Annotated in this window: 14 protein-coding genes; 7 read left to right on the top strand and 7 right to left on the bottom strand. The window is 69.6% G+C overall.

The window, feature by feature from the left end:
* The first annotated feature begins 362 nt into the window (after positions 1-362).
* From K8625_RS20740 to K8625_RS20725, 4 genes are all read left to right on the top strand, one after another.
* A complete protein-coding gene (locus tag K8625_RS20740) occupies positions 363-947 on the top strand; it encodes a hypothetical protein (protein ID WP_223747376.1) in 585 nt (194 codons plus the stop codon).
* Positions 948-1,097: 150 nt separating this feature from the next.
* Complete coding sequence (locus K8625_RS20735) at positions 1,098-2,666, top strand: hypothetical protein (protein WP_223783677.1); 1,569 nt, start codon at positions 1,098-1,100, stop codon at positions 2,664-2,666.
* A gap of 80 nt (positions 2,667-2,746) precedes the next feature.
* Complete coding sequence (locus K8625_RS20730; protein ID WP_223783676.1) at positions 2,747-3,841, top strand: hypothetical protein; 1,095 nt, start codon at positions 2,747-2,749, stop codon at positions 3,839-3,841.
* Between the two features lie 159 nt (positions 3,842-4,000).
* Positions 4,001-5,047 carry a ferritin-like domain-containing protein gene (locus K8625_RS20725; protein WP_223747379.1) on the top strand — a complete coding sequence of 349 codons (1,047 nt, stop codon included), beginning with the start codon at positions 4,001-4,003 and terminating at the stop codon, positions 5,045-5,047.
* Here the strand turns inward: K8625_RS20725 and K8625_RS20720 are convergent.
* From K8625_RS20720 to K8625_RS20700, 5 genes are all read right to left on the bottom strand, one after another.
* Positions 5,025-5,900, bottom strand: a complete 876-nt coding sequence (locus K8625_RS20720) for a hypothetical protein (protein WP_223747380.1) — start codon at positions 5,898-5,900, stop codon at positions 5,025-5,027. The genes K8625_RS20725 and K8625_RS20720 overlap by 23 nt on opposite strands.
* Before the next feature lie 24 nt (positions 5,901-5,924).
* Positions 5,925-7,589: a phosphatidylserine/phosphatidylglycerophosphate/cardiolipin synthase family protein gene (locus K8625_RS20715; RefSeq protein WP_223747381.1), complete on the bottom strand. Its 1,665-nt coding sequence runs from the start codon at positions 7,587-7,589 to the stop codon at positions 5,925-5,927.
* Between the two features lie 270 nt (positions 7,590-7,859).
* Positions 7,860-8,336, bottom strand: a complete 477-nt coding sequence (locus K8625_RS20710; protein ID WP_223783675.1) for a hypothetical protein — start codon at positions 8,334-8,336, stop codon at positions 7,860-7,862.
* A 194-nt stretch (positions 8,337-8,530) separates the two neighbouring features.
* On the bottom strand, positions 8,531-9,313 hold the full coding sequence (locus tag K8625_RS20705) for a DUF4384 domain-containing protein (protein ID WP_223783674.1): 783 nt from the start codon (positions 9,311-9,313) through the stop codon (positions 8,531-8,533).
* Positions 9,310-9,852 (bottom strand): RNA polymerase sigma factor, encoded by a 543-nt coding sequence (locus K8625_RS20700; protein WP_223783673.1) that lies wholly within the window; start codon positions 9,850-9,852, stop codon positions 9,310-9,312. The genes K8625_RS20705 and K8625_RS20700 overlap by 4 nt, the downstream gene beginning before the upstream one ends.
* 210 nt (positions 9,853-10,062) lie before the next feature.
* Here K8625_RS20700 and K8625_RS20695 point away from each other — a divergent pair, with 210 nt between their 5' ends.
* Positions 10,063-10,893, top strand: a complete 831-nt coding sequence (locus K8625_RS20695; protein WP_223783672.1) for a class I SAM-dependent methyltransferase — start codon at positions 10,063-10,065, stop codon at positions 10,891-10,893.
* 136 nt (positions 10,894-11,029) lie between these two features.
* Here the strand turns inward: K8625_RS20695 and K8625_RS20690 are convergent, their stop codons facing one another.
* Positions 11,030-12,580, bottom strand: a complete 1,551-nt coding sequence (locus K8625_RS20690; RefSeq protein ID WP_223783671.1) for a carboxypeptidase regulatory-like domain-containing protein — start codon at positions 12,578-12,580, stop codon at positions 11,030-11,032.
* 191 nt (positions 12,581-12,771) lie between these two features.
* Here K8625_RS20690 and K8625_RS20685 point away from each other — a divergent pair, with 191 nt between their 5' ends.
* Together K8625_RS20685 and K8625_RS20680 are read left to right on the top strand one after the other, a co-directional pair.
* Entirely contained in the window at positions 12,772-13,374 is a 603-nt protein-coding gene (locus K8625_RS20685; RefSeq protein ID WP_223783670.1) for a hypothetical protein, read from the top strand.
* Positions 13,375-13,520: 146 nt separating this feature from the next.
* Positions 13,521-14,669, top strand: a complete 1,149-nt coding sequence (locus tag K8625_RS20680; protein WP_223783669.1) for a mannosyltransferase family protein — start codon at positions 13,521-13,523, stop codon at positions 14,667-14,669.
* Between the two features lie 45 nt (positions 14,670-14,714).
* Here the strand turns inward: K8625_RS20680 and K8625_RS20675 are convergent, their stop codons facing one another.
* Complete coding sequence (locus tag K8625_RS20675) at positions 14,715-22,952, bottom strand: Ig-like domain-containing protein (RefSeq protein WP_223783668.1); 8,238 nt, start codon at positions 22,950-22,952, stop codon at positions 14,715-14,717.
* Positions 22,953-23,390: the final 438 nt, after the last annotated feature.

Below are 23,390 nucleotides of genomic sequence, written 5' to 3'. Positions count from 1 at the left end.
ACCCTGAAGTCCAAGGGCCCCGGTGCGTCCAGCGCGCCGGGGCCTTCTTCGTGGGAGGACGGGGACGCGCCTTGGTCGTGCAGGCGACAGCCATCCGGGACCGGCAGGCGATTACGAGCCCCGGCCCGAGCGGACACCATCGGCCACCCCCATGAGAGTCATTCCCAGAGGCCGCGCTTTCGACCGGCGATTCCGAGTGGCTGTCCTTGGCGCGGGAGTCGGCGGCGTCGTGTCCGCGGCCGAGTGCCAGCGGGCGGGGCACGAGGTGGAGCGGGACTCTCGCCGCGAAGCGGCCCGCTGGCTCGCGCCTGCTGAGCGGCCGCGGGCCGTCTGGTTTCACATCGTCGTTGGAGGAGTTCCACATGAGGGAAGTCGCGCACACCACCCCGCTGCATTCGGAGCCCCGGGGGCCCGCCGAGCTCGTCCGCAGCTTCCTGCCCATCCTGTATGGTTGTGATGAGCACCGTCCCCGCGCCGCCGCGTCGAGGCACTATCACCCGGACACCACGTTCCATGACCCACTCGTCACGGTGCAGGGGCTGGAGCGCGCCCGGCGGCTCGTGTATGTCAACAGGACCTTCCTCTCGGATTGTCGCATGGCCTTCGGCGACGTCACCGAGTCGCGGCGTCCGGATGGCTCCCATGTCGTGATGGCCGAGGTGAAGACCTCGCTCGTCTTCAAGCACTTCCTCGCCCTGCGGCCCTGGCAGGCGCTGGTGGGGGATACCTTCACGTACCACGCCGTGCACAAGGTCGTGCTCGACCAGGACCTGAAGGTCACCGAGCACGAGGAGATCTGCAGCGTCCGCTCCGTGCTCGACTCCTCGCCTCTGGGGCGGGTGTTGTATGGCCTGGTCCGGAAGCTCAACCACGCGTGCACGTCCGACTTCGGCTACACGCTGAACCAGTACATCGCCGGGGACCGGAGCGTGCGGACCATCTTCTGACGCCCCAGGGCCCGCGCGGATGTCAGGGATTGAACGGCGTCCGCGGACCCGCGATATGGGGAGGGCCCCTGTTCGTTCGAGGGATTCCGGGTCGGCCTTCCTCCGTGCACGTCCATCCCGCTCGCGCCGGCCCCATCCCCGGGGGCAGACATGGTGAAGTGGACGTGGGTCGTCGTCGCAATGGTGTGGTGGCTCGCTGGCGCGGGCGGGTGCGACAGCCCGGACCGTGAGGTCATCGAGGTGCCGGTGGATCTGTCTCCCGGCACGCCGCTGCCGGACCCGGGAGACCTGGGGCCACCGCCGGCCGTGAGCTGCGCGCTCCGGGTCTCCGTCAGCACCCCGGATGACTGCGGCAAGCTGGAGTCCTACGACCTGACGGGCTGTGATCTGGAGAGCCTGAAGGGCGTGGACACCTCGGGCCCCTTCAACGCGCGCTTCCACGACACCTCGACGGGGCCGGGGCGCGCCACCGATCAGCTGCTGGGCCGGTACTACTTCCTCGAACCGGAGGCGGCCCACCCGATGTTCCTGGTGTCGACCGCCAATATTCCCGGCCGTCCCTACAGCGTGACGGCGGAGCTGGGGTGCCGGGCGGTGGGGACGGACCGCGTGCTGGGCTGTGACGTCTACTGCGAGGCGGGGAAGCCGCCCCGGGTGCTCAGCTTCGAGAGCGTCCGGACCCGCCGCCGGCCCGGGGAAGCAGAGTCCTCGGGCGGGCTGCGACTCATCGGCGAGGCCTCCACGGGGGCGAACACGGGCATGGGGGTGGATGTCTACGTCACCAAGGGGCACGCCTACGTGGTGAACATCGAGGCGGGCTTCCCGGGCGAGGGAGGTCTGTTCGTCTTCGACCTCGCGGACCGCACCGCGCCGCGTCTGGTGGCGTCCATCACGCACCCCGATGATGCCTATTGGAACGGGGTCTGGGCCAAGGACGACGCGCTCTATGTCGCCAGCGCGGCCCGGGGCGTCCTGGTGTTCGACATCTCCGACCCCGCGTCCCCCAGGCTCATCCAGGACCTGTCGGGCGGCATGCGGCGCAGCACCCATACCCTCTTCGTGAATGGCAATCGGCTGTATGCCATGGACAACGGGGACGTCCTCATCTTCGACGTCACCCACGCGCGCGAGCCCGTGTTGCTGGGTAGCTACCGGGACGAGAGCTCCCGGATGCCGGGGCGCAACTCCTATCCCCACGACGCCACCTCCCTGAACCACCTGCTCTTCGTCAACCATTGGGGCGCGGGCCTGCTCATCCTCGACGCGCGCGACCCCGCGAACGTGAAGAAGCTGGGCGCGTACGAGTATCCCAACGCGATGAGCCACTACTCGCGCGTGGCGTACTTCCAGAACAACCTCATCGCGTTCGAGGGCGGCGAGGGGTGGGGCGCCCACCTGCGGGTGCTCAACCTGAACGACCCGGCGAACCCCACCCTCATCGGCGAGTACAAGCTGTCGCCGGAGGTCTCCATCCACAACATGGAGCTCGTCGGCAACCGGCTCTATCTGGCGCACTTCCAGCAGGGCGTGCGCGTCCTGGATGTCACCGTTCCGAGCCGTCCCCGGGAGATCGCCTATCACCACACCTGGCGGGAGCACGACCCCGTGTTCCTCAACGTCTCCTCCTGGGAGGGCGCCGTCGGCATCCGCGTCCCAGGGGACGGCTATGTCTACGTGGTCGACTCGCAGCGAGGCCTGCTCGTCTTCCCGGAGCTGTGAGCCCGCCAGGGGCCCGGGTGTCCCCCGCACCGGGCCTCTGGTAGCCTGGATGGCAATGCAGTCCAGGAGGGGGAACTCCGATGAAGGCGCTGATGATTCCGCTCGTGACGTCGTGTGTCGTGGTGGGCGGCTGTCGCGAGAACAAGGTCGAGGGTGACACATCGGGTCCTGGGGCACCCGAAGTCGAGAAGCGACTCGAGGTGCCACCCAACGGCAAGGTCGTCATGCACCGGGTGTTCGACGACAAGTTCATGGAGATGGCGGCGATGCCGCTGCCGGACAACTGGATCGTCAACAACGGCAAGGCGGTCATCAGCGGACCGGGCAACGTGAATGTCTACATGGTCCCCACGAAGACGTTCATGTTCTCGGGCGACCCGATGATGCAGCAGGTGGCGGCGCGCAGCGGCCAGCCGATGCGGCGCTTCGAGTCCATCGACCAGGTCATCCAGCAGGACCTGGTTCCCATTGCACGCAAGGAGGGCGCGAAGCTGGTGAAGCAATACGACGCGCCGGACATCGCCGCGTCCGACAAGGGCTTCTCGGACCTGCTCTACAAGGTCGCCCCCATGCGCCAGCTCTTCCTGGCGAAGGTGACGGAGTGGACCGACAAGCGCGGTGAGCCGTACATGATGGTCGTCCACCTGAGCGCCACGGACCTGGGCAACATGGTGTCCTGGAACTACTACACGCACGCGCTCGACGCGCCCAAGGAGCGCTACGAGGAGAGCAAGAAGGTCGTCCTCCAGGCGCTCGCGGGCACGCGCTACAATCCGCAGTACGTCCAGGCCTACAACCAGGGCGAGATGGCCCGGGAGCGCGCGAGCTGGGCGGCGCACCACCAGCGCATGCAGGCCAACAAGGCCGCCTTCGAGGCGCAGCAGCGTGCCTTCCACGAGAAGAACGACGCCATCAACAGGTCCATCGCGGAGACCTACGCCAGCCGCGACGCCGCGTCGGACCGCATGCACCACCGCTTCGTGAACTACATCAAGGACGAGGAGACGGTGCGCAACACCGCCACCGGCACGCGCCACCAAGTCCAGACGGGCGCCAATCAGTACTGGATGAACGGCAACGGCCAATACGTCCCGTCGAACGACCCCAACTACGACCCGAACCGCGACCCCCACCTCAACCACCAGCAGTGGGACGAGGCGGAAGTGGAGGACTGAGCCGCCCCTTCCACCGTGCAGCCGGTTGCACAGCTTCGCCCGTCCGGCGTGCCGTCCCCTGCACGGTGGTGCCCCTGCTTCACGCGCGGACGCCCTGACACCCTGGTGGGCATCCGGAGTGCATGACATCCTGGGCTGACTTCCAGGAAAGGGGATGTGATGGCCTTGGAGCTGGCGGTAATCCTCGGTTGTGCGATTGCCGTGTCCTTCATCCTGGGGATTGTCTTCGCGCTCCCCAGGACCCACTCGAAGAAGACGCGTCGGCTCGGAGCCGGGCTGCTGATCGCGGGCGGGGTGTTGTCGGCTGGCGGGATGGCGTGGCTCGTCTGGAGCGTCGTCGACTTCTTCTCCAACACCAACTTCTCCAAGGGGCGGGTGCTGCGCCTGCGCGGGCGTGCCCGCGTGGCTCGCCGGGCGCTGGGGGCGGGCTGGGCGGATGACGCCGTGCCGGAGGTCTCGGGGCTCACGACGTGGCAGCGGACGGTGCTCGGGGAGGCGTGGATGACCTCGGCGCGGATGGAGCATGCGTCGGTGCCAGCCTTCGCGAAGCTGTCGCTCCGGCTCTCCGCGATGGGGGCGCCGTCGGCGCTGCTGGAGGACTGCCACCTGGCGGCGCTGGACGAGGTCCGCCACGCACGCAGGTGTTTCGCGCTCGCCCGGGCCTTCTCGGGAGTGGACTGGACGGCGGGGCCCATTCCGGAGCTGGAGCAGGAGGGCGTGAAGCCCATGGCGACGGGCTCCGAGGAGGCCTGGGCGCGGCTGGCGCGCGGCTCGTTGCTGGACGGGTGCCTCGCGGAGGGCGTGGCCTCCCTGGTGGCCGCGGAGGGCGCGCGGCGTGCCGCGGACCCCGTGGTGCGCGAGACGCTGTCGGTCATCGCCGAGGACGAGGCGCGGCACGCCGAGCTGGGCTGGGAAGTCCTCGACTTCGCGCTGGAGCGAGGCGCCGGGAGCGCGGAGGCCGGCCTGCGGCGGGCCCTGTCGGAGCTGGACGCGCGGAGCACGCCTTCGCTCCCGCCCATCCCGGGCGTGGACGAGGACTTCCTGGCGCGGCACGGCCTGCTATCCCAGGCGGAGCTGGGGCACTGGACCCGCGAGTGCATCCAGCGGACGCGCGCCCGGGCGCTGGCACTGCTCGAGCCGGGCCTCGCGCCTCGGGCGGATGACGGAGGAGGCGGGGCCCCGCTCAAATCGCCTGCCACGGTATGACGGTCTTCAGGTAGCCCTGACGGTTCGAGCGCAGCCCGGAGCGGTTGTAGTCGGTGACGCCCGCGACGTGGAAGAAGAAGTCCCAGGTGTTCACGGCGGTGCGGATGCCGAAGACCAGGCACATCGTCTCATGGAGCGCGACGTTCGTGCGGCCCTGTCCCTGCTTGTAGTTGCGGTAGGCCAGCGTCACCGGGGATTCGACCTTCGCGCCCGCGATGGGGTCCCAGACCCTGGCCAGGTAGTCGTCCTTGCGCATCTGGTGGGTGATGACCTCGTTGGGGCCCTGCGCCGCCGCCATCAACCCGTCCATGTAGGCCTCGGCCAGGTCCGGCCGATTGTGGTCGGTCGACATGCCAATCTTGTTGGCGTTCGCGTGATGAACCCGGACCTGGTTCGTGACGGTGTCCTGCGTCACATAGAAATGACAGCCGTTGAACGGGCCCGACATCATCAGGGGCGGCCCCACGTTGGAGAGGTCCATCGAGACGATGCAGGAGTCCTCCCAGCTCAAGTACTGGCAGGCCAGCGCCCCTCCTGGATTGACTTGATAGGCGTGGAGCTCGTTGGCTGGCGCGTTGCTGAAGAAGGCCTGTTTCCCCGCCGTGATGTCCAGGTAGATGTCGATGTTGTTCTGTTCGATGACGGCGTTGTTGGGCGCCCCGACGACGCCCCCGACGACCATCGCCGCGACGTCGGTCGCGAGCAGGTGCACGAACGGGGCGTTCCCGGCCAGGGGCTTGGTGCGGTTGTACCAGCCGGGCGCGGGCCGGTGGGTGTGGTGGAGGAACAGCGGCTTCTTCTGGAGGAGGTTCAGCCGCGTGCCGTTGTTGTTGAACTGTCCGATGAGGGTCATGTGTGGCTCCTGGCGTGACTGGCTTCAGAGCCAGGTGAACTTCAACTTCTTCGAACTGCCCACGTTCTCGAACATGGCCCAGAGGTCCTTGGGGTCCCTGCGCGCGAGCCCCACGCAGTTCGCCTGGTGGCGCTCCTCGGCCGAGTCATTCCAGCACGCGCGCGGGACTTCATACATCCCGTGGATGCCGTAGTGGTTGACGAGCCTCGCCTTGACGGTGGTCGCGAAGGCGGCGTCGTCGATGTGCACGTCCAGCTCACCGTCGTAGTCCATGGCCCGGCAGTCGAAGTTCGCGCTCCCCAGCACCACGTGCTGGCTGTCGATGATCATCAGCTTGGTGTGCAGGTAGACGGTCTCCGGTGCCTGGTTGATGCCCCCGTAGCGGTAGGGGAAGTAGACCTGGATCTTGGGCGCCACGTCGTCGTGCTTGGGCTGGGCCTTGCTCTTCTGGCCCGTCCCCTTGTGGATGAACCTCAGGACGGCGTCGAGCCGCACCTCCGTCCTCGCCTGGGTCTTCTTGTGCGTCAGCCGCAGGCGGTAGTCCTGCTGGGGCCAGTCATGCAGGTTGATGGAGGGCTCGTACACCTCCCAGACGTAGTCGTCCTTGGAGTACGTCTTCGTCCCCTGGGTTCGCGGGTCGACGTGCGTCGTGATCTCGCCGTCGATGACCTCCACGGCCAGGCAGTTCTCGTCCAGGTAGCCGCTCTCGATGGCCATCATCGCGTACGTGATGCGCGTCAGGTACGTGACGCCCTTGTCGGAGTCATGGAGGGGATCCGGGATGACCAGCACCACCTTGAGCTGCTTGGCGCCCATCTGCTTGATGCGCGTGCGCACCGCCTTCACCAGCTCCGGATTGAAGAACTGGAAGTTCTCGATGTAGATGTATTTGTTCGCGTGTGAGATGAGCTCCACCAGCTTGTCTCGGATGTGTGTCTGGTTCGAGAACGACTCGCTGTTGGTGGTCAGCGCGGTGATGGTGAGGTTGCCGCCCTGGATGACCTGGTCATTCGCGGTGGCCTGGAGGGTGGAGCGGGCGGCGGCGGGGTGCGGCTTGCCGAACAGGCTGAGCGTGGGGAGCTGCTTCCTCCAGCGGCGCAGCCACTCCGACTCGATGTCGAGCGTGACGGGGCCCTGGAGCAGCACGCCGGTGTCGTGGCAGGAGTGTCCGTAGGGCCGGGAGTGCGCGATGTTGTCCCAGTACTCGTGCTCGATGTTGAAGCCGCCCACGAGCACCTTCAGCGTGCCGGCGATGGAGAAGATGGCGATCTTCTGGTGGAGCGAGTAGCCCACGCCGGCGCCGCTGTGCTTCTCCAGGTACACCTGGATGCGCTGGTTGTGGTTGTGCAGCAGGGCCTGGGTGGCCTTGTTCTTGGCCAGCGTCTGCAGGGAGAAGTGGTCCGACATCTTCGCGAGCTCGAGCCCCTTGACGGTGAGGTCGTCGGGTTGCCAGAGGCAGATGTCGATGGGGTGGCCCGCGTCCGCGACCTCCTTGAGGACCTCTCCGAAGTTCCGGTTCGCGTGGCGGTCGAGCAGGGTGTCGTGCTGGAGGCACCACCAGCCCAGGCGCACATAGGTCTTCGCGTGGGGCTGCGCGTCCCGCACCTCGTAGAGGCAGTCGCGGAACATGTCGAAGTACTCTTCGCCGTCCATCAGGAACACGGCCGTGTTGTTCTGGGTCGGGGGCATGGACCTTCCTCGAGGGGGACCTCGAGACCGAGCCCTGACGAGGACATGGCCGCGGAGAACGGCGGGTGACAGGTCGGCGCTTCCGGGGGGGCTTTCCCGGAGACCTCTCGCGGAGGGACTTCGTCAGGGATGAGTCACGAGGCGGGCTCCCACTGAGCAAGGCACGTACCAGTGGGAGCCCGCGGGCTTCTGGAGCGAGGAGGACCCTGGTGGAGGCCCGCTGCTTGCCCCCGGGACGCAGGCGCGTTGCACGGGGACGCAGGGCGGGTATCAGGGGACGGTCGAGGTCGCACAGGGCCACCAGGCGGGCGGCGTGGCGCGGTCATCCCAGGTTCCGTCCCAGTAATCACGCAGCGTGTAGACCTCCGTGTTCGCGGAGACGCAATAGCGCTCCGGATGCCTGTTCACGTAGAGGGCCGGCTCCTGGATGTTGAAGCTGAAGTTCCTGCAATACGTCTCGCTGCCCGACGGAGGCGGCGTCGCGGTGGCGGCGCGCACCTGTGTGCGCAGGGCGCTCGTGTTGTGCTCGCAGACGTACCCGCGGAATCTCCCGTCCAGTTCGATGAAGAGGTCCATCTTCACGCGGCCGCTGTCGACGTCGCAGCCGTCGAAGTAGGTCTGACCCGGTGGCAGCGCCGGGTCTTCCTTGTATCGATACGAGACCAGGGAGTAGCCCTGCGGCGGCTCGGGGCACTGCGGGAACATGGCGTTGTAGAAGGGGTGGAGCGCGCCCTCGCGATACACCACGTAGTGGTAGACGCAAGGCGTCGTCCTCGCCCTCTTCTCCGAGGAGGCCGCCGCAGCCCATCGATGCGCCGGCCAGCAGTCCCAGGCACAACACTCCGTGTCGCCATCGTCTCGTCATGCTTCGCTCCCGTGGTGGGTTCATCCCGGAAGACGCGGCACGGGTGTGGCGTGGGACATGTCGAAGCGACGAGAGGTCAGGGCTGCTCCCGGCGCAGCTCACGCACCACGTGGCGCAGGGACGGGAGTGGCTCGAGGGTGGGAGGGAAGCGGGTGGTCCGGGCCGCCTGCTCCAGCCACCGCCGCACGGCTGTCGGTGAGGGGGCCTCGGGGGCGGATGCCGTCAGCACGAAGACGAGCGCCTCGCGCTCCGGGCCCGCATCCAGCTCCAGGCTCCCGGGGAGCGCCATCCGTCCAGGCTCCAGCCGGAGCGCGCCGCCGGTCTCCGCGAAGCCATGCAGCGGAGTGACCTGGCCCCGGCTGTCGACGGCGAGCACGTACAGCGCGCCGCCCACCGGGTCCTCGACCTCCAGGCGCACGCGGTCTCCGGGGCGCAGCGCCACATCCAGGGCCTGCTCGAAGACGGCGTCGCCGCGTTTGACATGCAGGCGCGTGGTCAGTCCTCCGCGCACGCGGATCCGCTCCTCGACGTCCGGCGCGGGGCGCAGGAGCGGCAGGCCCAGGGCGAGCAGCGCACAGAGCGCGAGCGCTGGCTGGGCCCAGCGCAGCGGCCTTGCCCAGGGGTGGACGGGGGCGGGCTCGAGCTCATGCAGGCGTGCCGCGATGACGGTGAAGGGGCGCCGCCGCACGAAGGCACTCTGGGCGGCGCGACGCTCCTCCAGGTGGGCCGCGAGCAGGGGCATCTCGCGCGCGGCCTCCTCCATGGACCGGGCCTCCTCGGGGGTCACTTCACCGCAGAGGTAGCGTTCAATCAGGAGCTCCGGGACGCCCGGGAAGCGGGGCAGGGGTGAGGGGCTCATGCGGAGGCGGGTCCTTTCCACGAGACGGCGCTCTCAGAGACCTCGAGGAGGCGCCGGGCGGTCTCGAAGAAGGTCTGGAGCTTTCGTTGCACGGTCTTGCGTGAGACGTCGAGCAGGGTGGCGATCTGCTCCTGTTCCAGCTCATCGAGGAACCGGTGCGCGACGATGCGCTGGACGTCCTCGGGACAGTGGGCGAGCACGTGTCTCAGGAGGTCCGCGTCAGTGACGAACCGCTCCATCGAGGTGTCCAGCTCGTCGTCCACGAGGGCGCGCAGGGTGATGGCGGAGGTGCGCTCGGTGCGACGACGGCGCAGCAGCGAGAAGCACTGGCGGTCCGCCACGGTGAGCAGCCACGAGAGCGCGGAGGTGGCCTCGCGCACCTGTTTCAGGTGGACGTGGACCCGCAGGAAGACCTCCTGTGTCACGTCCCAGGCTTGCGCGTCGTCCCCGAGCAATCGCTGGCAGCGCCGGTACACGGCCTCGCCATAGCGGTGGTAGTAGCCTTCGGTCCGTTCGACGTCCTCGTCCTTCGGTTGCACGTACGACCTCACGTGGCCCCCGGCCAGTGTCGCCGAGCCGCGCGGTGGATGGGATGGGGTTCCTCGGTGCGAGCCACATGGTCATCACGGCGTGGGGCATCTTTCCGGGACAGGCTTCACCTCTTGACGCGCGGGGCTGTTGTTGTTCCCGCGATGTCTTTGGGGATGGGGCTTGTCTGTGTGGCGGAGGTCTGCTGGGGTGTTTGTCTTATGTCGACCCTGCAAGAGCGGATCGCCGCGTTCTATGACTTCCTCTGGCCATTCCTGGAGGAGGAGGGGACGCGGTATGCGTATCTTGACGCGTCGCCCGGTGGACGGCCGATGTCGGAGCTCCTCGATGCGATTCCCTCGCGGCGGGGCGTGGGGAAGGGCTCGCGCGTGGTGGACGTCGGGTGTGGCAAGGGGCGTCAGGTGGTGGCGCTGGCGCGGCGGCTGGAGGGGCACGTCGTCGGGGTGGACCCGTTGGAGCAGAACCTGTCGCTCGCGGCGGAGCGGGCCCGACGGGAAGGGGTGGAGGGGCGGGTGAGCTTCGCGCGGGGCGGAATCGAGCGGCTGCCGCTGGAGACGTCTTCGGTCGACTTCGTCTGGTGTCTGGACATGCTCAACCACGCCGAGGACCTGGAGGGTGCGATGAAGGAGTGCGCGCGTGTCCTTCGCCCGGGGGGGTCGATGATGAATTGCAGCGCGCTGGCCACGGAGCTGCTGGAGCCTCGCGAGGCGGAGCGCGTCACCTGGCGGTTGGGGTTGAACTCCGCGACGCTGTCACGTGAGCGGATGTCGGCGGCCTGCGCTGCCGCCGGGCTGCGTATCGTGGAGTTCGGCACGACGACGGACGAGGGCTCGCCGTACCTGGAGGAACTCGACGAGGGGATGGCTCGCCACGCGCTCCGGCTGGCGAAGGTGCGGCGGGCGCGCAAGCAGATGGAGTCCCGGCTGGGGGCCGACGCGCTCGAGGTGCTGTGTGCCTATGACGAGTGGAACATCTTCCTGTTGCTCGGGAAGGTGACCTATGGCGTCTGGGTGCTGGAGCGCGCCGCGTGAGGCCCGGAGTACCTGGCCATCTCCCCGTGCTCCTCGGCATCGACACGGTGGCCCTCGGCTACCAATGCACCGAGCACGTGGCCACCGCCCATGCGACGCACGGGGTCCTGACGAAGTCGAAGCAACGCGACGGCCCCTACTGGGAGACCTCGTACCGCAGGTGTCCCAGGTCCGTTCGCTGCCCGGGATGGATGACGAAGGCATGCCGCTTGGGGTCCTGCTCCAGGCTCAACGCGTGGTCGCCCGGCGGAAGCCCCGCGATGATGAAGCGTCCGTCCCCGGTGATGCGCTTGAGCGGGCGGTCGTCGTCATCCCAGACACGAATGGAGGGCCACTGTGCGAAGTAGGGTTCGGCCGGCGGGTCGAGGCTGCCCACGACGGCGCCCGTGTCCTCCAGGCGGATGTCGGCGACGATGCGCTCGCCCTCCTTGCCCTCCACCGTCACGCTTCCGGAGCGACCATCGTCGAGCCACGCATGGACGGTCCGATGTCCGGCGGCGGGCTTCACCGCGAAGCCGGAGCCCTCGAACCGGACGTGATGGTAGGTCGGAGTCGTGTTCCCGCAGCGGCGCCAGTACGTCGGCGGCTGCGCGACCGCGATGCGCGCTCCCTGCGCCGGCGTGCCGTCGGGCAAGAGGACGTGTCCGGCGAATTCGAAGTACCGGGGCGTGGGCGCATGCGGTGGGCCGATGACGTGGAATGAACTCGGGTCGTAGGGAACCTGCACGACCGCGGGCTCTCCGGGTTTCAGCGCCACCTCCTTCCCGCCGTGGAAGTCGCGCCACCCGTGGTAGCCCGTGACGGCGACGGTGTGGTTCCCGGCCTCGACCAGGCCTGTCCACGTGCCGTCGTCCTGTCGTCGCAGGGGAACGCCCACCGACACGGCATCGATGGCGTCGTCAGCGGCCGGCTGGAAGTGGCGCCACCTGGCGCTGCGGCTGCGCCGGGGCTTCACCGTCACCGGGGTGAAGCCCGCGAGCTGGATGTCCAGCGTCGCCCACGCCTCGGCCTGGACCTCCGCCTCACGCGGATGGGCCTGGGCCTCGGCCGTGAATGGATGGATTCGCACCGCGCCTGGAGTGACGCCGTCCAGGATGTAGCGGCCATTCGCATCCGTCACCGCCTGGGTGGGCATCTGCCGGGGGTGGGATGGAACGCTGAGCGCCATCAGCCTCACGCCCACCGCGGGCGTGCCATCCAGGTTGCGCACCTGTCCGCTGAGCGTCGCCCCTGGAGGCAAGGCCAGCACCGTGGAGATGCTCCCGCCCGCGACGAGCCCGAGGTCGTGCTCACAGGCCTCGCCGTGTCCGACACCTCGGGCGCACAGATGGACCACACCCGTCGGCGCCTCGGAGAAGAGCGCGATGCCCTGGGCGTTGGTGACGGCCGTCTCCATTGGCATTGAGACGTCGATGGGATCTCTCAGCAGCGCCACCGTGGCGCCTGGGAGCGGCCGCTGATCCTTCGCCGAGACCACCCGGACCTGCGCCTTCCCCCTGCCGTCCAGGGATGGAGGAAGGCGCGGTGGAGACTCCTTGGGGACGGAAGGCTTCACCGGCGCGGGGAGCGGCGCGGGGGTGGACGCGGGCGGAGGCGCGGCGCGGGTCAACTCCTGTCGCACCAACGCCGCCGCGCAGAGCGAGACCGCCAGCCCGGTGACGGCAATCCATCCACCTCGTCCTCGCATGACGCGGACCTCCGAGCGCTTCGTGGGCGCGACGGTCCACGGTACCACCGCCCTGAACGAGGCAGACAGGCGCCCCTGAATATTTCCAGGGAGAGCGCGTCTTCAGCGCACTCACTGGCCACGAGTCCCCCCGGCCACATCCCCCGGAGCTGACATGTCTTCGCGCGCCCCAGGACGTCATCGAGGTCGCCGTGTTCGAGACCTCCGTCTCCGAGGAGCTCTCCCAGTCGGTGGACCGCAAGAAGCTGGAGGCCATGCTCCTGGGCGAGCTGTCCCATGACTCGCGGCTGCGCATCGTCCCCGTGAAGGGCCTGCCCTCGACGAGCCTGCGCCCGGGGGCCTCCGCCGAGGAGCGCATCGACGCGGCCCGTGGGAAGGGAATCTCCCCGGACGTGTGGGTCTTCCCGGCGGTCTTCCTCTCCGATGCGGTGGGCACGAGCGGCGGCAAGCTCGTCTCCATGAAGGCCTTCACCGTGCGCGGCGAGGTCATCTCCGCATACGGCACCGGTACGTCGCAGGCCGAGGACAAGGGCACCCTCTTCCAGAACGAACAGGTCGTGAAGAACACGGCGGCGAAGACCCGCTCCGTGGTGCTCGACCAGCTCGGGCCCAACCTGCCTTCACGCGAGGCCGTGGCCGGGCTGCAGAAGGCGCGGATGCAGAAGAAGGTGGCCACCATCGAGGAGCAGGCCGGCATCCTCCCCGAGGACGACGCACAGACGCGCCTGCGCAAGATCCTCGAGGCGGCCAAGAACGGCCCCAAGCCCGCGCCACAGGCGGCCGCCCAGGAATAGGCAGACAGGTGTGCTTCCCTCAAGGACTGACGCGGGCACCTTCGGACAAGAGGGGGCCTGCTTCCGCGCGGAGCGGAGGCGCTGCCATGGGGGCCGGAGTGGGGTAGGGTGTCGCCCCTTCTCGCACCTCGGGATTCCTCGACCGCATGTCCACGGACGTTCCTGTCACCGAAGAGGCCGTGCGTCCCGCGCCCTGGCGGGTGAGACTCCGGGCCCTGGGCTCGGAGCTGGCGTTCCCCGTCAGCCTCTTCTTCTTCAGCCGGCTGGCGTTGCTGCTGTTCGCGCGGGTGTCGCTGGTGTTCGACAACCGGCTGCACCGCCCACCGTTCCAGCAGACCGGCCCGGCGGGACTGGATGCGTTCTGCCGCTGGGACTGCGGCTGGTACACGGAGATCGCCCGGCAGGGTTATGAGCGCCCCCAGGCCACCAACTTCTTCCCGCTGCTGCCCATGCTGGGGCGGCTGGTCCATGAGGCGACAGGCCTGAGCATCCAGGTGTCGCTGGTGCTGGTGGCCAACGTGGCCGGGCTGCTCGGGCTCATCGTCCTGTACCGGCTCTTCCGCGCGCTCGAGGACGAGGACACGGCCCGCGCGGCCCTGCTGGTCTTCACCGCCTATCCGTTCGCCTTCTTCCAGTCCGCGGGCTACCCGGAGTCGTGGATGGTGTTCCTCACCGCGCTCGCGGTGCTGCTCAGCGTGCGAGGGAGACACGGGTGGGCGGCGCTCGCGCTGGGCTTCGGCGGACTGTCACGTCACCTGTCCCTCGTGGCGGGGCTCTCGCTGCTCTATCAGCAGCTGCGCTCCCGAGGTGGCGGGCTCAAGGCGTGGTTCCACCGCGACATCCTGGCGCTCGCCGTGCCGCTGGTCGTGACGTCGCTCTACTTCGTCTTCCTCGCGTGGAAGTTCGGCGACCCGCAGCTGTGGTGGAAGGTCCGCGCCGGCGAGTGGTCGGGCGCGTGGTCGGGACTCGGGACGTGGTGGCTCCGAGATGACTGGGCGCCCGAGGTCAGCCTCTACGTGGCGGTGTCCTTCATCCCGGGCGTGGGGGCGCTCCTGCTCACGCGTCGTCGCCAGTGGTGGCCGCTGGCCGCGTTCGGCATTCCGTTGATGCTGGTGCTGTGGACGGTGGGCCTGGTGGGCCTGGGGCGCTACAGCGCGGCCGTGTGGCCCGCGTTCCTGCCGCTGGGCGCGTGGCTCGCGCGCCGGCCCGCGCTGCGAGGGCCCGTGGTGCTGGGCATGGCCCTGTTCCAGGGCATGCTCGTGTTCCTCTTCGTGCACTCCTATCCCATCAACTGACGTCGAGGGCCCCGGTGGCGCATGGCCGCCGGAGCCCTCGGTGGCTCATCCGTCGCGACGCGCCCGGCGACGCAGCGGCAGGGAGAGGAGCAGCAGGGCCAGCGGCGCGAGCGTGGCCGCGCCGCCGGTGCTGCAGCCGCCTCCGGCGATGAGGAAGTCATCATTGCCGTCCAGCGGGTTCGAGCCGTCTGCGACCTCCACGCCGTCACTGGCGCCGCCCCCATCCGTGTCGGGGTTGTTCGGGTCCGTCTCGCCCGGGTCGACGCGGCCGTTGTGGTTCGCGTCCTCCTCGCCGTCCGGCAGGCCATCCCCGTCCGTGTCCGGATTGAGCGGATCCGTGGGGTTCTCGCCCTTCACCTCGATGCCGTCGGGCAGGCCGTCACCATCCGTGTCGGGGTTGTTCGGGTCCGTCTCCCGCGCGTCGACGCGGCCGTTGTGATTGGCGTCCTCCTCGCCATCCGTCAGCCCGTCGCCATCCGTGTCCGGGTTCTTCGGGTCGGTGGTGGTGCTCGGGTCCTCGTCCGGACGGAAGTTCGGCGAGGTCTGGTCCGTGTGCGGGTGCGCCGTCTCGCGCGTCACGCCCAGCTCCGTGCCGTCCAGCACGCCGTCGTTGTCGCTGTCCGGGTCCAACGCGTCGATGAGGCCGTCCCCGTCCGTGTCGGTGATGCCATCCACGCCATCCGGCACTCCGTCGGAGTCGGAGTCCGCGTTGCGCGGGTCGAGGCCCAGCGCAATCTCGGTCGCGTCATCGATGCCGTCCATGTCGGAGTCCACGTCGTCGGGGGCGAAGAGCGGGTCCGTCTCGCCGGCGTCGACGCGGCCGTTGTGGTTCGCGTCCTCGATGCCGTCGCGCACGCCGCCGCCATCCGTGTCGGGGTTGAGCGGGTCCGTCTTCGTCGAAGGGTCCGCGTCCGGCGTGAAGCGCGCCGGGTCCGTGTCGGTGCCCTGCGGCTCGGTGAGGCCCAGCTCCAGGCCATCCGTCAGCCCGTCGCCGTCCGTGTCCGCCTTCTTCGGGTCCGTCTCGCCGTCATCGACGAGGCCGTTGTGGTTGGCGTCCTCGTTGCCATCCAGGAGACCGTCGTCATCCGTGTCGTCATCGAGCGGGTCCGTGCCCGCGACCTTCACCTCGATGCCGTCCGGCAGACCGTCGCCGTCGGTGTCGGCGTGGTTCGGGTCCGTGCCGAGCGCGAGCTCCTCCGCGTCCGTCAGTCCGTCACCATCCGAGTCGGCCGTGATGACCCACGCGTAGGAGGCCGGCGAGCCATCCACGTTGCCCGCGGCGTCCACCGCGCGCACCTCCAGGGTGTGTGTCCCGAGCGCCAGGTTCGTGAAGGCCGCGGGATTGGTGCACGGCGTCCAGGCCGCGCCGTCCAGGCTGCACTCGAAGGTGGAGCCGGGCTCGGTGGACTCGAAGACGAACGTGGCGTCGGCGGGCGCCTCCGTGAGCGGCGGACCACTGACGATGCGCGTGTCCGGCGCCTGGGTGTCCACCGTCCACGTGTACGAGGCGGGCGTCGGGTCCACGTTGCCGTCCTCATCCTTCGCGCGGACCTCCAGCGTGTGCTCGCCGTCGGTCAGGTCCGTCAGCTCGGAGGGGTTCTGGCACTCGCCGAAGGGAGCGCCGTCCAGGCTGCACTCGTACGTCACCGGGGACTCGTCCGAGCTGAAGCCGAAGGTGGCCGAGGACTGACGCGTCAACGTGGGCGGCGTCTGGGTGAACGCCGTCTGCGGCGGCTCGGCATCCACGGTGAAGGTGTGGACGACGGGTGTGCTGGTGTTGCCCGCCTCGTCCGTCGCGCTGACGGAGACGGTGTGCGAGCCCTCGCCGAGCGGCGTGCTCCCCGTCAGCGTCCACATACCCGAGCCATCCACCTCGAAGGTGCCCAGCACCGTGCCGTCCACCGTCACGGTGACGGTGCTGCCCGGCTCCGCCGTGCCCGAATACGTCACCGTCGCGACGCTCGACACCGAGCCATCCGCCGGCGTGTCGATGTCCACGGCGGGCGCCTGGGTATCCACCGTCCACGAGTGCTCCGCGGGCGTCGCGTCCGCGTTGCCCGCCGCGTCCACCGCGCGCACAGCGAGGGTGTGCGCGCCGTCCGCGAGGCTGTCGAACGTCGCCTGGGCGGAGCACGCGAGGAAGGCCGCGCCGTCCAGGCTGCACTCGAAGGTCACCGGCGACTCGTTCGAGGAGAAGACGAAGGACGCGGAGGCCACGTTCGTCAGGGCCTCGGGACCGCTGTCGATGGCCGTGTCCGGTGCCGTCGTGTCCACCGCGAAGGTGACGCTCGTCGGCTCGCTGGTGTTTCCCGCGGCATCCGTGGCGGTGACGACCGCCGTGTACGTGCCGTCGCCCAGCGTCACGGGCGGCGTGAAGGTCCACCCACCGGCGCCATTCACGGGGATGGGACCGTAGGTCGTCCCTCCCACCGTCACCATCACCGACGTCGCGTCCGTGGCCGTGCCCGTGAGCGTCACGACGCCGTCATCCAGCACCGCGCCCTGGGCGGGCGACGCGATGAGCGGAGCGGCCGGCGGCGTCAGGTCCACCGTCCACGTGTACTCGGCGGGCGTGGGGTCCACGTTGCCCGCGGCGTCCACCGCGCGCACCGTCAGGGTGTGCTCGCCCTCGGCGAAGCCCTCGAACAGGGCCGGGCTGGTGCAGGCGACGTACGTCGCGCCGTCCACGCTGCACTCGAAGGTGGAGCCCGGCTCGCTGGCGGCGAGCTCGAATGAGGCCTCCACGGCGCGGGTGGGCGAGTCCGGACCGGACACGATGAGCGTGTCCGGCGCAGTGGTGTCCACCGTCCAGGTGTGGGTCGCGGGCGTCGCGTCCATGTTGCCCACCGCGTCCACCGCGCGCACGCGGAGCTGGTGCTCACCGTCCGCGAGCCCCGAGTAGCTCACGGGTGAGGTGCAGGCCACATAGGCCGCGCCATCCAGGCTGCACTCGTAGCCGACCGCGCCCCCCTCGGAGCGCAGCTCGAAGGTGGCAGAAGTCTCACGGGTGAGCGCGTCCGGTCCGGACTCGATGAACGTCTCCGGCGGCGTCAGGTCGATGGTGAAGCCGTGGGACGTCGCATCGGAGGTGTTGCCCGCGGCGTCCACCGCGACGGCCGTGAGCGTGAGGGGGCCTTCGGGCTGCGCGGTGGAGAAGGTGAAGGTCCACGTGCCGGACGACGTCACGGAGATGGGGCCGTAGGTGGCGCCGTTCACCTCCAGGTAGACCTGACTGTCCGACGCGGCCGTGCCAGTGATGGTGGGCGTCGCGGTGCCCACCGTGCCGCCATTCGCCGGCGAGACGACGACAGGAGCCGAGGGCGCCTGCAGGTCCACCGTCCACGTGTACGTCGCGGGCGACGGGTCCGCCGTGCCCAGGGCGTTGACGGCGCGGACCGCGAGGACGTGGGTGGCCTCGGAGAGGCCGGTGATGCTCAGCGGGCTGGTGCAGGGCGTGAAGGCCGCTCCATCCAGGCTGCACTCGAAGGAGACGCCGCCGTTCTCCATGCGGAGCGCGAAGGTGGCCGCGGTCTCGCGCGTGAAGGCCGCGGGGCCGGAGTCGATGAAGGTCTCCGGCGTGGACAAATCGATGTCGAACCCGTTGGACGCCGTCCCGCTGGTGTTGCCCGCGGAGTCCGTCGCGGTGGCCTCCATCGTGTGGGGACCTTCGCTCAGCGCGGTCGGGCTGGGCAGGCTCCACTCGCCGTCGATGTTCGCCGTCACCGTGCCAATCACGTCCCCGTCCACCTCCACCGTCACCTGAGCGAAGGGCTCGGCGGTGCCGGAGTAGACGGGCGTCGCGGTGGCGATGGTGGTGCCGTCCGCCGGCGTGGCGATGACCGGGGCGTCGGGAGCCACCGTGTCCACGGTGAACTCGGAGGGCGCGCTGTCGTCACTCACGTTGCCCGCGGCATCGGTGGCCGTCGCCGTGGCCGTATGGAGCCCCTGGCCCAGGTCCACGGCGGGGGTGTACGTCCAGCGGCCCTGGGCATCCACGGGCGCGGTGCCCAGGGCGATGCCATCCACGCTCACCGTCACCAGCGTGCCCGCCGTCCCTGTGCCGGAGATGACCGGGCGCTGCGTGGGCACCACGACGCCGTTCGCGGGCGTGTCGATGACGGGCGCATCCGGCGCCGTCGTGTCCACGGTCCAGGTGTACGTCGCGGGCGAGGCGTCCACGTTGCCCGCCGTGTCGCGAGCGCGGACCGCCAGGGTGTGGCTGCCTTCCGAGAGGCCCGTAAAGGTTCGGGGGTTCGAGCAGGTGATGAACGTCGCGCCGTCCAGTGAGCACTCATACGTCACCGGGTCCGTGTCGCTGCCGAAGCCGAAGGTGGCGGAGGTGGCGTTGGTGATGGAGGGCGGGGTGCTGGTGAACGTCGTGGTGGGCGCCACGGTGTCGACGGTCCACGTGCGGGTGGCCGGCGTCGGGTCCACGTTGCCCGCGCTGTCACGGGTGCGCACGGTGAGCGTGTGGCTGCCCTGGGACAGGTCGTCGAACGTCACGGGGTTCGAGCAGGCGACGTACGTGGCGCCGTTCAGCGAGCACTCGAAGGTGACGCCGGACTCCGTGCTGTCGAAGCCGAAGGTCGCGCTGTCGCTGTTCGTCAGGCCGGAGGGCCCGCTGACGATGCTCGTGTCCGGCGCGGTGGTGTCCACCGTCCACGCGTACGTCGCGGGCGTCAGGTCCACGTTGCCCGCGGTGTCGCGCGCGCGGACCGCAAGAGTGTGCGCGCCGTCCGAGAGGCCGGGGAAGGACTGCGAGGCGGCGCAGGTGGCGAACGTCCCACCGTCGAGCGAGCACTCGAACGTCACCGGCGTCTCGGTGGCGCTGAAGGTGAACCCGGCGTCCGCCGAAGCGGAGGGGCTCGGCGGGCCGCTGAGGATGGTCGTGTCCGGCGCGAGGGTGTCCACCGTCCACGTGCGTGTGGCCGGCGTCAGGTCCACGTTGCCCGCGGCATCCACGGCGCGAACCGCGAAGGTGTGCGAGCCATCCGCCAGGTTCGAGAGCGACGTCGGGCTGGTGCACGCGGTGAACGGTGCCCCGTCGAGCGAGCACTGGAACGTCTGCGGGCTCTCGGTGGAGGTGAGGGTGAACGTCGCGCCGGTGTCCGAGGTCGTCCCCGTCGGGCCGCCCGAGAGGGTGGTGTCCGGCGCGGTGGTGTCGATGGTCCACGTGTAGACGGCGGGCGTGGGGTCCACGTTGCCCGCGGCATCCACGGCGCGGACCTCCAGCGTGTGGCTGCCCTGCGCGAGGGCAGGGAAGCTCTGCGAGGCGGAGCACGCGGTGAACATCACCGCGCCGTCCAGGCGGCACTCGTAGCTCACGCCGCTCTCGTTGGAGCTCAACTGGAAGTGGGCCACCGCCGAGTTGGACACGGCCGGGGGCGTGCTCGCGAAGGACGTGTCGGGGGCCACCGTGTCGACGGTCCACGTGCGGGTGGCTGGCGTCGCGTCCACGTTGCCGGCGCTGTCGCGCGCGCGGACCCGCAAGGTGTGGCTGCCCTGCGACAGCCCCGTGTACGTCATCGGGTCCGTGCAGCCGGTGAAGGTCGCACCATCGAGCGCGCACTCGTACGTCACGCCGCTCTCGTTGGAGTCGAAGTCGAACGTCGCCTCGGTGGAGGCCGTCGTCCCGGATGGGCCGCTGACGATGGTCGTCTCGGGCGCCACGGTGTCCACCGTCCACGTGCGCGTGGCCGGCGTTCCATCCACGTTGCCCGCGCTGTCACGCGCGCGGACCGCCAACGTGTGGTTGCCCTGGGACAGGTTGTTGAAGGTCGCGGGCGTGGTGCATGCGGCGAAGGTCCCACCGTCCAGGCTGCACTCGAAGAGGGCGGGCGACTCCGTGGAGGTGAAGGTGAACGTGGCGCTGTTCGAGTTGGTCGTCCCCGTCGGGCCCGAGGTGATGCTGGTGTCCGGCGCCACGGTGTCCACGGTCCAGGTCCGGCTGGCGGGCGTGGCGTCGAGGTTGCCGGCGGCGTCCACCGCCCGCACCTGCAAGGTGTGGCTGCCCTGAGACAGGCCAGGGAAGGTCACCGGGTCGGTGCACGCCGCGAAGGGGGCCCCGTCCAGCGAGCACTGGTACGTCACCGCGAGCTCGTTGGAGTTGAAGTCGAACGTCGCGCTCGCGCTGTTCGTCAGGCCGCTCGGGCCGCTGACGATGGTCGTATCCGGCGCCACGGTGTCCACCACCCAGGTGCGACTGGCGGGCGTCGGGTCCACGTTGCCGGCCGCATCCCGGGCCCTCACCTGGAACGTGTGGGAGCCCTGGGCGAGCCCCGTGTAGCTGGTGGGCGAGGTGCAGGCCGTGAAGGCCGCGCCGTCCAGGCTGCACTCATACGTCACGCCGCTCTCGTTGGAGTCGAAGGTGAAGCTCGCGCCCGGCGCCGCCACCGTGCCCACGGGGCCGGTGAGGAGGCTCGTGTCGGGCGCGGCGGTGTCGGTGGTGAAGCTCACCGTGGTGGCGGGGCTGGTGTTGCCGGCCGGGTCGCTCGTGGTCACCGTGGCGGTGTGCGCGCCGTCGGGGAGCGCGCTGCTCGCGCAGGACCAGGCGCCCGTGGTGGGGTGGGCCGGAGCGGTGCAGACGACCGCGCCCCCAATCACCACGCTGACGGTGCTGCCGGGCTCGGCCGTGCCGGTGAACCCGGGCTGGTTCGTCCCCAGGGTGCTCCCGTTCGAGGGCGCCGTCACGACGGGCGCGGGCGGCACGGACACGACGATGTTGGTCGGGCCGGTGGTGCTGGGGGAGGGGGAGCTGCTCGCGGAGCTGGCCGGCGCGCCGCGCTCGCCCTGAGCCGTGATGGTGGCCTGGTTGGCGATGACGCCGGAGGCCGCGGGGGTCACCACGGCGCGGAAGCGGATGCTGGTGCTCTGGTTGAGCTGCAGGCTGCCACCCAGCGTGCTCGTCGCGCCCGTGCCCAGCCGCACGGTGATGACCCCCGTGGGGCTGACCTCGCCCACGTCGTCACCCTGGATGTCGGTGAGGGGGCCCGCGTTGGGGCCGGTGAGGACTTCGAGCGAGCCCGGGACATAGGCGAGCTGGGCGGGGAGCGGATCCTGGAGGACGGTCTCGATGCTGACGTCGTCACCGGTGTTCGTGGTGACGATGGTGTAGTCGATGAGGTCGCCGCCGCGCAGCGAGCCGTCCGCACGCGGGTTCACCGCCGTGGCCGTCTTGTACGTGTTGGTGAAGTCCGGGCGCAGCGTGGCGATGGACGTCGCGAAGGCGCCGAGGATGTACGAGTCACCCGAGGACGTCGCCGTGACGGTCATCGACGTGGCGCCACCGGAGACGTGGTTGGTGATGTCCACCACGTCCATGTCCACGCCGGACATGCTCGCCGACGCGCCCGTCAGCCGGGGCAGGTCGTCGGCGTGGCTCGCGGGCGTGCCGAGCACCGAGCGCGTGCTGTTGAAGAAGTTGTTCACCGGGTTGGCGCCGTCGGAGATGTTGCTGCCGTTGACGCGGAACTGGTCGCCGGTGCGCGTCGCGTCGCCCTCGAAGGCCAGCACGCCCAGCTTGGCGTCGAAGCCCGAGCTCGGCACGTTGAAGCCAGACAGCGTCACCGTCTGGGGGTTGCCATTGCTGACGTAGTCCATGCCGTCGAACAAGGTCAGGTTGCGGATGGGCGAGTCCGGGTGGCGGTAGAACACCACCAGCGCCCAGGCGCTGAACGTGTCCGTGCTGTTGACGCTGGCGAGGGGCGCGGAGTCGACGTCGCTCACCTCGTAGACGCCCGAGCCGTTCGTGGCGACCAGGGTGGTGACGTCCGCGGAGGACTCGTAGATGTAGCGGCCGCTCGGCGCGTAGCTGTGCGAGACATCCGCCGTCAGCATCTGCGTGAAGACGCCGGGCCGGCCGAACTCGGCGGTGGTGTCCGGCGTCCGGGCGTTGGTGCTGGTGGACAGGTGCGCGGCCCAGTACAGGCGCGCGTACGTCACCACCGCGCCCGGGGGAATCACCAGCGCCGCCCGGCTGCGCGCCTGCGTGGCCGTCACCGAGGTGTTCGCCTGGGCCACGCCCGACTGGAGGGTCCAATAGACATCCACCGCGTCATCGGAGGTGTTCGAGCCGCAGTTCCCGACGGTTCCCACCACCGGCCCGGGGACGTTGGGGGCGCAGTCGTGGGCGAGCGTGTTGCCCACCATCAGCAGGTCGCCGCGCTGGTCCGCCGTGTGGCGAAGCACCGGCGCCGCCTGCGCCTGGCCCGCGAAGGCGGTCATCAGCAGCGGCAGCACCCAGCGCCTTCGCGACGCGGCGCCGCGAGTGGAGGTCGTGGTCATGGTGGGGGTACCTGAAGGGGCGGGAGGAGGGGACCGATGAGCGAGGTCCGCGACGACCTGGCGCTGGACGCCACGAGCCCGGGAATCGCCGGGGGGCATGGAATCCCAGTCAGCTATGGCTCGCCGGGGGGACGGCTCGGAGGCGGGGGTGGCTCGCTCTGTCACGGACCGTCGAAAAAGCAACCGGGGTGCCAGCGTGAAACACAGGATTCACGGCTGGGTTGTCGGTTTTCGAGGCCGCGTGAAACACACGCTCGAAGTGTCTGTCTGGGAGCTGGATCCAGATTCTGGAATCCGGACGAGCGTGTTTCAGCGGGGCCGCGAGCGCGCGGAGGGTGGATGTCTGGGATTGCTGTTTCGCGGCGAGAGAAATCACGCGTCGTGTCGACACGCGCAGCAGCGGATCCGCTGGCACGCGTCGGCAGGGTCAATGTCGAC

It is taken from the genome of Myxococcus sp. AS-1-15 (assembly GCF_020037055.1).
Taxonomy (GTDB): Bacteria; Myxococcota; Myxococcia; order Myxococcales; family Myxococcaceae; genus Myxococcus; species Myxococcus fulvus.
This window is presented reverse-complemented; position numbering and strand designations above follow the sequence as displayed.

What these genes read in the sequence shown, in the direction of transcription:
- K8625_RS20725 (WP_223747379.1), top strand. Translation starts at nt 4,001, where the DNA reads ATGGCCTTGGAGCTGGCGGTAATCCTCGGTTGTGCGATTGCCGTGTCC.
- K8625_RS20680 (WP_223783669.1), top strand. Translation starts at nt 13,521, where the DNA reads ATGTCCACGGACGTTCCTGTCACCGAAGAGGCCGTGCGTCCCGCGCCC.
- K8625_RS20730 (WP_223783676.1), top strand. Translation starts at nt 2,747, where the DNA reads ATGAAGGCGCTGATGATTCCGCTCGTGACGTCGTGTGTCGTGGTGGGC.
- K8625_RS20675 (WP_223783668.1), bottom strand. Translation starts at nt 22,952, where the DNA reads ATGACCACGACCTCCACTCGCGGCGCCGCGTCGCGAAGGCGCTGGGTG.
- K8625_RS20690 (WP_223783671.1), bottom strand. Translation starts at nt 12,580, where the DNA reads ATGCGAGGACGAGGTGGATGGATTGCCGTCACCGGGCTGGCGGTCTCG.
- K8625_RS20720 (WP_223747380.1), bottom strand. Translation starts at nt 5,900, where the DNA reads ATGACCCTCATCGGACAGTTCAACAACAACGGCACGCGGCTGAACCTC.
- K8625_RS20705 (WP_223783674.1), bottom strand. Translation starts at nt 9,313, where the DNA reads ATGAGCCCCTCACCCCTGCCCCGCTTCCCGGGCGTCCCGGAGCTCCTG.
- K8625_RS20715 (WP_223747381.1), bottom strand. Translation starts at nt 7,589, where the DNA reads ATGCCCCCGACCCAGAACAACACGGCCGTGTTCCTGATGGACGGCGAA.
- K8625_RS20695 (WP_223783672.1), top strand. Translation starts at nt 10,063, where the DNA reads ATGTCGACCCTGCAAGAGCGGATCGCCGCGTTCTATGACTTCCTCTGG.
- K8625_RS20740 (WP_223747376.1), top strand. Translation starts at nt 363, where the DNA reads ATGAGGGAAGTCGCGCACACCACCCCGCTGCATTCGGAGCCCCGGGGG.
- K8625_RS20735 (WP_223783677.1), top strand. Translation starts at nt 1,098, where the DNA reads ATGGTGAAGTGGACGTGGGTCGTCGTCGCAATGGTGTGGTGGCTCGCT.